This window comes from Oceanospirillum linum, assembly GCF_001995095.2.
In the GTDB taxonomy this organism is placed as follows: Bacteria; Pseudomonadota; Gammaproteobacteria; order Pseudomonadales; family Halomonadaceae; genus Oceanospirillum; species Oceanospirillum linum.
In genome coordinates this window covers 1-386 of record NZ_MTSD02000242.1, presented here as the reverse complement: position 1 = coordinate 386, position 386 = coordinate 1, and the positions used below count along the sequence as shown (strand labels likewise).

Sequence of the window (386 nt, the reverse complement as noted above, 5' to 3'; positions counted from 1 at the left end):
AGATTGTTGTAGCCACTGATGACGATCAGTTGGATGGCTAGGTAATTTAACAGCGACCAAAAGATTATGAAAAACATCATCGGTAGATTTAACTGCCTTGGCCTTAGGCTCTTTGGCGAACAAATACAACAGCTGGGTGATTTCCAGCAGGGTTTCACCCACCCAGGGTTCTAGTATTAGTTTCTGATATTGCTCGTTCAATACCATGAAGTCTGCTGCTTGGCGCAGTTTGTCGGGGCAGTTTTTTAGACGCTGCCAAGCTTGCTGCTGGTTTTCAATTGCAGCTAGATTTTCAACGCCGTAATTCAGCATTCTCAGCTTATAAGTCATGACAGCTGGTGGGCGCAAAGTTGACTGCTCTGATAAGCCGTGAAGTTGATACAAAC

The 386-nt window shown here is 44.8% G+C and carries 1 protein-coding gene; it reads right to left on the bottom strand.

Annotated features, from left to right (window positions below; all coding sequences use genetic code 11):
* Nucleotides 1-386: hypothetical protein (locus tag BTA35_RS18150; protein ID WP_161489903.1), on the bottom strand; the 386-nt coding region annotated here is incomplete at both ends.